The 6,977-nt window shown below is 60.6% G+C and carries 7 protein-coding genes and 3 pseudogenes; 4 read left to right on the forward strand and 6 right to left on the reverse strand.

The window, feature by feature from the left end:
* Positions 1-82 precede the first annotated feature (82 nt).
* Positions 83-1,277: pseudogene (locus QNJ43_RS16445) on the forward strand (VWA domain-containing protein).
* A gap of 321 nt (positions 1,278-1,598) precedes the next feature.
* Here the strand turns inward: QNJ43_RS16445 and QNJ43_RS16450 are convergent.
* The 3 genes from QNJ43_RS16450 to QNJ43_RS16460 form a co-directional block, all read right to left on the reverse strand.
* Complete coding sequence (locus QNJ43_RS16450; protein WP_300471683.1) at positions 1,599-2,024, reverse strand: universal stress protein; 426 nt, start codon at positions 2,022-2,024, stop codon at positions 1,599-1,601.
* Between the two features lie 238 nt (positions 2,025-2,262).
* The gene (locus QNJ43_RS16455; protein ID WP_300471684.1) at positions 2,263-2,559 is read right to left on the reverse strand and encodes a hypothetical protein; all 297 of its coding nucleotides are present in this window, start codon (positions 2,557-2,559) and stop codon (positions 2,263-2,265) included.
* Entirely contained in the window at positions 2,507-3,067 is a 561-nt protein-coding gene (locus tag QNJ43_RS16460) for a hypothetical protein (protein ID WP_300471702.1), read from the reverse strand. Before QNJ43_RS16460 ends, QNJ43_RS16455 begins: the two co-directional genes overlap by 53 nt.
* Here QNJ43_RS16460 and QNJ43_RS16465 point away from each other — a divergent pair.
* A complete protein-coding gene (locus tag QNJ43_RS16465; RefSeq protein ID WP_300471685.1) occupies positions 2,961-3,611 on the forward strand; it encodes a hypothetical protein in 651 nt (216 codons plus the stop codon). The genes QNJ43_RS16460 and QNJ43_RS16465 overlap by 107 nt on opposite strands.
* A gap of 189 nt (positions 3,612-3,800) precedes the next feature.
* Here the strand turns inward: QNJ43_RS16465 and QNJ43_RS16470 are convergent, their stop codons facing one another.
* The 3 genes and pseudogenes from QNJ43_RS16470 to QNJ43_RS16480 form a co-directional block, all read right to left on the reverse strand.
* Entirely contained in the window at positions 3,801-4,124 is a 324-nt protein-coding gene (locus tag QNJ43_RS16470) for a 2Fe-2S iron-sulfur cluster-binding protein (RefSeq protein ID WP_300471700.1), read from the reverse strand.
* A 117-nt stretch (positions 4,125-4,241) separates the two neighbouring features.
* Positions 4,242-4,409 (reverse strand): annotated as a pseudogene (locus tag QNJ43_RS16475) (Hpt domain-containing protein); the annotation flags it as partial.
* A 36-nt stretch (positions 4,410-4,445) separates the two neighbouring features.
* Complete coding sequence (locus QNJ43_RS16480) at positions 4,446-4,616, reverse strand: hypothetical protein (protein ID WP_300471686.1); 171 nt, start codon at positions 4,614-4,616, stop codon at positions 4,446-4,448.
* Positions 4,617-5,367: 751 nt separating this feature from the next.
* Here QNJ43_RS16480 and QNJ43_RS16485 point away from each other — a divergent pair.
* Both QNJ43_RS16485 and QNJ43_RS16490 read left to right on the forward strand, forming a co-directional pair.
* The gene (locus QNJ43_RS16485) at positions 5,368-5,511 is read left to right on the forward strand and encodes a hypothetical protein (RefSeq protein WP_300471687.1); all 144 of its coding nucleotides are present in this window, start codon (positions 5,368-5,370) and stop codon (positions 5,509-5,511) included.
* A gap of 1 nt (position 5,512) precedes the next feature.
* Positions 5,513-6,977, forward strand: a pseudogene (locus QNJ43_RS16490) (antitoxin); the annotation flags it as partial.

Genomic DNA, 6,977 nt, shown 5'->3' on the forward strand with positions numbered 1-6,977 from the left:
GGCAAGGAAGTCTGATCCGCCAAACGTTCTCAGGCGGACGGGAGGCAACAGCCACCCTCCCCGCCTCGAACAGGGATCAGCGATGTTCGTCCACTTCTTCCAGGAACTGAAATCGGCGGGACTGCCGGTCTCCTTGCGCAAATATCTCATGCTGATGGAGGCGCTGAAGGCGGATCTGGCCGAGCGGCGCGTCAAGGACTTCTATTATCTCGCCCGCGCCTCTCTGGTGAAGGACGAGGCCGATCTCGACCGTTTCGACCGGGTCTTCGGTCATGTATTCAAGGGCCTCGATCTGATGAGCGAGGCGGTGGAGACCGCCGAAATCTCCGAGGACTGGCTGAAGAAGCTCGCCGAAAAGCATCTCTCGGAGAAAGCATCTCTCGGAGGAGGAGAAGGCCCAGATCGAGGCGCTCGGCGGCTGGAACAAGCTGATGGAGACACTGAAAAAGCGTCTTGAGGAACAGAAAGGTCGTCACCAGGGCGGCAACAAGTGGATCAGCACCGCCGGAACTTCGCCCTTCAGCGCCTACGGTTACAACCCGGAAGGCGTCCGCATCGGTCAGGACGAGAGCCGTCATCACCGGGCGGTGAAGGTCTGGGACAAGCGCGAGTTCAAGGACCTCGACGACACAATCGAGCTCGGCACGCGCAACATCAAGGTGGCGTTGAAGCGTCTGCGCAAATTCGCCCGCACCGGCGCCAACGAGGAACTCGACCTCGACGACACCATCAACGCCACCGCGCACAAGGGCTATCTGGACCTGAAGATGCGGCCCGAACGGCGCAACTCGGTCAAGGTGCTGCTGTTCTTCGATATCGGCGGTTCGATGGACGACCATATCCGCATCTGCGAGGAGCTGTTCTCCGCCGCCCGCACCGAGTTCAAGGTGATGAAGTATTTCTACTTCCACAATTGCCTTTACGAGGGCGTGTGGAAGGACAACCGCCGCCGACATTCCGACGTCACGCCGACCTGGGACGTGCTGCACACCTATCCGGCCGACTACAAGGTCATCTTCGTCGACGATGCCTCCATGAGCCCCTACGAGATCTCCTATGCCAGCGGCGCGGTGGAACACTGGAACGCGGAAACGGGCGAGGTCTGGATGAAGCGCGTCACCGATCTCTATGCCCGAGCGGTCTGGCTCAACCCCGTCCCGCAGCAGCACTGGAACTATATCCAGTCGATCGAGATGATCCACCAACTGATGGACGGCCGCATGTACCCGCTGGCGCTGGAAGGCCTCGATGCGGCGATGAAGGAATTGGTGCGGTAGAGCCCGGAGACGAATTTGGATGGCAGAGGCAAAGCCTTAGAGATAGCATCATCAGGCGCACTAAACGTCTCGTCCGTAATCGGCACGTTTCGCCCCTGACTGTCATCCCCGCGCAAGCGGGGATCCAGCACTCCGTGAACCGGCATTCTAGCCGATGAGCAAAACCCTGTGGTTACTGGATCCCCGCCTGCACGGGGATGACAGATGTGTCTGTGGCTTTTTGTAGACGCAGACGTCGGCATCGCAACGAGGGAACGACGAAGCGTTGTTTCCGGATCGGCCCCTCGGGACCGGTTTCTCGTCCGGAAACCGGAGCGTCCCTCAGTCCCGCACCACCAGCACCGAGCATTCGGGATGGCGCACGATCTTGGCTGCGTTGGAATCCAGCAGGTAGGACGCGAAACTCGGACTGTGCGAGGCGAGGATGATCAGATCCGCGTTGTATACGGCCGCCTCCTCCAGAACCTCGTGGTAGATGGCGCCTGAGCAGACCGAAACGCTCACCTGCTCTTCTGACAGCCCGGTCTTCGCGGAAATGCGCTCGAGCTCTTCGCGCGCATCGGCCGCGATGCGGGCATCGTAATCGGCGTCCAGCGCTTCGGTCACGAATCCCTGTATCGGCGAAATGACCGAAACGAGCCTGAGAACGGCGCCGTACTGCTTGACGAACTTGACAATCTTCTCAAGCGCGCGATCAGCGAAGTCGCTTTCAGCCGGGTCTACCGGCACGAGAATTGCGTCGTACATTGCTAGCCCATTACCCGAACAACAGCCCCGATTGACGTCTCATGGTCAATCCAAGGTGCTACCATCACATTGATAATTTTAAAAAATTTTTAGTGAGTAATAATACGAATCACGCACCTCCCCCACCATATGCCGACTGTTCCCGCTTGACGCAAGCGCATCCGGAGCGTTTTGTCCATGTCGTTCAATCCGATGGAGACCCCGCGTGCCGGTCGAAGACCTCGCCACCCACATCCCCTCAAGTCCCGCCGACGCGATCCGTTGGCTGCGCGAGGCGCGCATCGGCGAGGTGGAGTGCATCGTCCCCGACATGAACGCGATCATGCGCGGCAAGATCATCCCGCGCGAGGATTTCATCCGCCTGATCGAGGACGGCGTCCGCCTGCCGGAATTCCTGTTCTTCCAGGCGGTGACAGGCGACACGGCGGATGAGAGCAGCATCGTCAATCCGCTCGATCGCGACGTCCGCGCCATTCCCGATCTCAGCACGATGCGGCTGGTGCCCTGGTACGAGGAACTGACCCGCCCAGGTCATTTGCGACTGCGTCTTCATGGACGGATCCCCGGTCGATTTCGCCCCGCGCCAGATCCTGCGCAAGGTCCTCGGGCTTTATGCCGAGCGGGGATTGAAGCCGGTTGTCGCCCCGGAACTCGAGTTCTACCTCACCGGCCAGAACAACGACCCGGACATGCCGCTGAGCGTGCCGGTGGGATTGTCGGGACACAAGGAATTCGGCCACCAGGCCTACGGCATCGAACATGCAAACGACTACGACCACGTCGTCAACCTGATCTACGACTATTGCGAGTTGAGCCGCATCGAGATTGCCACCGTGGCGCACGAGGCAGGCCTGGCCCAATTGGAAATGAACTTCCGCCACGGCGATCCGATCGAACTGGCCGACCAGACCTTCCTGTTCAAGCGCACCGCACGCCTTGCCGCGCGCAAGCACAACATGGTCGCCACCTTCATGGCCATGCCCTATCAGAACATGCCGGGCTCCGCCACCCATATCCATCAGTCGATCGTGCGTCTGGAGCACGGCTCCAATCATCTTCGTCAATGCCGACGACACGGATTCGCCCGCGCTCCTGCACTATATCGGCGGGCTGCAGACCTACGTTCCGGCCGCAATGTCGGTGTTCTGTCCGAACGTGAATTCCTACCGCCGCATCCGCATGGAATCGGATGCCCCGATCAACATTCACTGGGGACGCGACAACCACACCTGCGGCCTGCGCGTGCCGGATTCCAGGCCCGTCTCGCGGCGCGTGGAAAATCGCGTAATCGGCGCCGACAGAAACCCCTATCTCGCCATGGCGGCAACGCTTGCGTGCGGACTTCTGGGACTGGAGAAAGAACGTCAGCCGGAACTGATGGTGGAGGTCGACGCCCATACGCTCGGCGTCTCGCTGGCCTGGCACATCCATCAAGCGCTGTCGGTCTTGCAGGAATCGGAGCCGCTGCGCCGCATTCTGGGACCGCGCTTCGTGGACGCCTTCGTCGACGTGAAGCAGCTCGAATGGCAGCTCTACAACAAGGTCATCTCGTCGTGGGAGCGCGAGTATCTGCTGCTGAACGTGTAAGAGGCGTTAGGGGCAAGGTGAGCGGAGGGATGCACTCGTGCCTCCAACCACCTGTCTCTCCACCGTCATTGCCTGGCAAAGTCCGGGCAATCCATCAGGCAGCGGCATACACGAAGAGTGCCGGATCCCCCCGGACTTCGCCGGGGGATGACGACGGGAAAATCGATGGTCTGACAGCCCCGAACAGGCTCAGGCCTGCCGCTCCGGGATGTGCACCACGAGGCCGTCCAGCTCGTCCGTCACCTTGATCTGGCACGACAGCCGCGAATTCGGACGCACGTCGTAGGCGAAATTCAGCATGTCCTCTTCCATCGACTGCGGAGAACTGGTGGCCTTGCTCCACTCCGCATCGACATAGACATGGCAGGTCGCGCAGGCACAGGCGCCGCCGCACTCCGCCTCGATGCCGGGAACCATGTTCTTGATGGCGTTTTCCATGACTGTGGTGCCGACGGCGGCCTCCACGGTTTTCCGCTCGTTACCGTCCACGCTGACATAAGTGATCTTGGGCATGAAGCTTCGCTGGCTGGATTGCTGGGGATAGTCGGAAGACATTCCGACATAACCAATCCGCAGCCACAGTCAAGTCAAGTAACGGTTTAAAATCGCAGAAGACGCTTCGGAAGGTCGTTATTTTTCCCGACTGAGCAAAGCGCGGGTAAACGCGTTGGTTGCACCGATCGCCGCTTCCAGATCGCCCGACAGGTCTTCGGTGCCCGTCTGCGCGCTGTTTTCCAGCTGCTCGGCCAGCTCGGCCACCTGCCAGGCGCCAATACCACGCGCGGATCCCCGGATGGAATGGGTCGCCTCGCTGCGCTCACCCGCATCCGGCGCCTACTTCAAGCGCTCTATCCAGGCCTGCGACTGATGCGCGAAAAGTCCCAGAACTTCCTGCTCGAGCGCACGATCCCCGAAGGTGAACCGCTCAAGATGCGCGAGATCGACGGGACCTTCCCCCTTTTCCTTTTCGCGCATGTCTTTTGAAGCCAGACCGGAAGAAGCCATGATCCTCTCCTCAACAGCGCCCGGGATGACATCACGACGACGGCAGGATGGTTGAACGCCCGCCAGCATGAGACGTCCCGGCGAAAACGGGGTTAAGATTACCTCCGGTTTTCCCCGTAGTGATGCCCCTGAGCACCAACAAAGTGAATCTTTGGTTAACGGCACCGGTTGCACCTCCCGTCACCGTTGAACGGACGCAACGGCACGCCGCATTCGCCTCCTAGATATGCCCCTCACATCCGCCCCTGTCCTGCTCATCTCATTCTTTAATATATCATCATCGCGTGCCATCACGCGCGCCTCGATGCAATTTGCGACTGACTAAATTTTGACTCAAAAATTACATATGTTTATATGGAAACAGTAACCTTCCAGGCGTATGCATGGGCCGCTACATCCGCAGGATAAGCACTTGCAACAGCGGTACGATGACACCGCAAATTCCGGCCACGGCGCGCCCAACCAGGATCCGTGAAAGCGTTCCGCGAGACGTCGGTTTCGGCACGAACGGCGAGCTTGAAAAGGCCTTTTGAGCAATGGCGTACCGCCTTAGACAAGCTGAGATTCCTTGTCCATTTACCCTGTTTGTGCCATTACCATTAGAGGTCTGGCTTAATGCGGAGAACCTGCTTTCAGCACAAGGCGTTATTAAGGGCCGTTGTGATGGCGGGGGAAGGTATTCCGGGACGGGGCACAATTCTATCTTCGGACCGCGGGGTCGTGCCCAACATTGACCATGATGACAAGGTTCATGGCGGGCGAGTCTGAAATGGCCGCATTTGCGATCGGTTCGGCGGTGGCGGCCGCCGGGCTATTCGACATGCATCACGAGTGCGACAACGGCGAAAGGCAATCTGTCGCCGATAAGTACAGAGTACCGACAGAGGCGATCTGACATGGCGGGAAAATCGCATAAGTCCACAGATCCGGTGGAGGCGGCCCTTTCGGCCGTCGAGGAGGCGCTGAAGCTCGAGTTCGAGAGCGACAAGCGGCCTTCCACTGATACGGATGTGAACAATGGAGGCAACGGAGCCTCGGGGGGAGCTTCGAGAGAAGGCGACGCGGTCGATGCAATCGCGGCGGCCGTGAGCGCGCGCGAGCACGACGAAAAGAGCACGTCGCGACGAGGACGCCGGGCACGCTCTGCGCGCTCCACGCGCCAGAGTGCGGCCAATGACGATCGTCGCTCGATCGGCAACCTGATCTACGCGCTGCAGCGCCAGCCTTCCACCGCACCGGTCTGGACCGCTTTCCTGCTGTCCATCGCCTGGGTCGGCATCGGCAGCGGGGTCGTCTGGTCGGCCTTCAACGCAGAAATCGATTCCATCACCACGCTGAGCCAGATCACCCAGTTCCCTGCGCTGATCGCATCCGGCATCGCGCTGATTCTTCCCGTCCTGTTCTTCCTGGTGCTGGCGATCATGATCCGCCGCGCGCAGGAAATGCGCATCGTCGCGCACGGCATGACCGAGGTCGCCCTGCGGCTGGCCGAGCCGGAAGACATCGCCAGGAAATCGGTGCTCAACGTCGGGCAGGTCATCCGCCGCGAAGTCGCGGCCATGGGCGACGGCATCGAGCGCGCCATCGCACGCGCCAGCGAACTGGAAGTGCTGGTGCACAACGAGGTCGCCTCACTTGAGCGCTCCTACAACGACAACGAGCTGAAGATCCGTGCGCTGATAGATGATCTGGTCAGCCAGCGCGAGGCAATCACCGCCAATGCCGACCGCGTGCGCACGTCCATCTCCGGCGCACACGAAAGCCTGGCCACGCAGCTGTCCACCACCGCCGATCAGATCGACGAAGCGGTGGGCTCCGCCAACAGCCGCCTAACCGAGACTTTCGATTCCCGCGCGATGAACTTTACCAACGCGGTCGATCAGCGCATCGAGGACATGAACGCCTCGCTCGACGAGGCCGGACGCAGCCTGGTCGATTCCCTGTCCTCGCGCGGCGAGGATTACGTCGAGCATCTGACCCGCTCCTCCACGGAGCTGTCCGACGTGCTGAGCAAGCGCGGCAGCGAGATCAACGTCCACCTGTCGGAAACCGCCCACAGCCTGGTGACCACGCTGATGGATCGCGGCAACGCGATTTCCAAGCTGCTCAGCAAGACCGGCGAGAACGTTTCGGAAACGATCGGCCTGCGCTCTGCGGAAGTGAACGACACGCTCACCATGGCGGGTTCGACGATCACCGAAGCGTTTGCACGCCACTCCGAGGAACTCACCTCACGCCTCGACACGACGGGCCGCACCCTCATCGACAGCATCGACGAGAAGGTCACGACCCTCGACGAGAACATGCAGGCGACCGGCGAGAACATCATCTGCACCATCACCCATCACGGTGGCGATGTGG

Origin of the sequence: Breoghania sp., assembly GCF_030066895.1 — a bacterium.
GTDB lineage: Bacteria > Pseudomonadota > Alphaproteobacteria > Rhizobiales > Stappiaceae > Breoghania.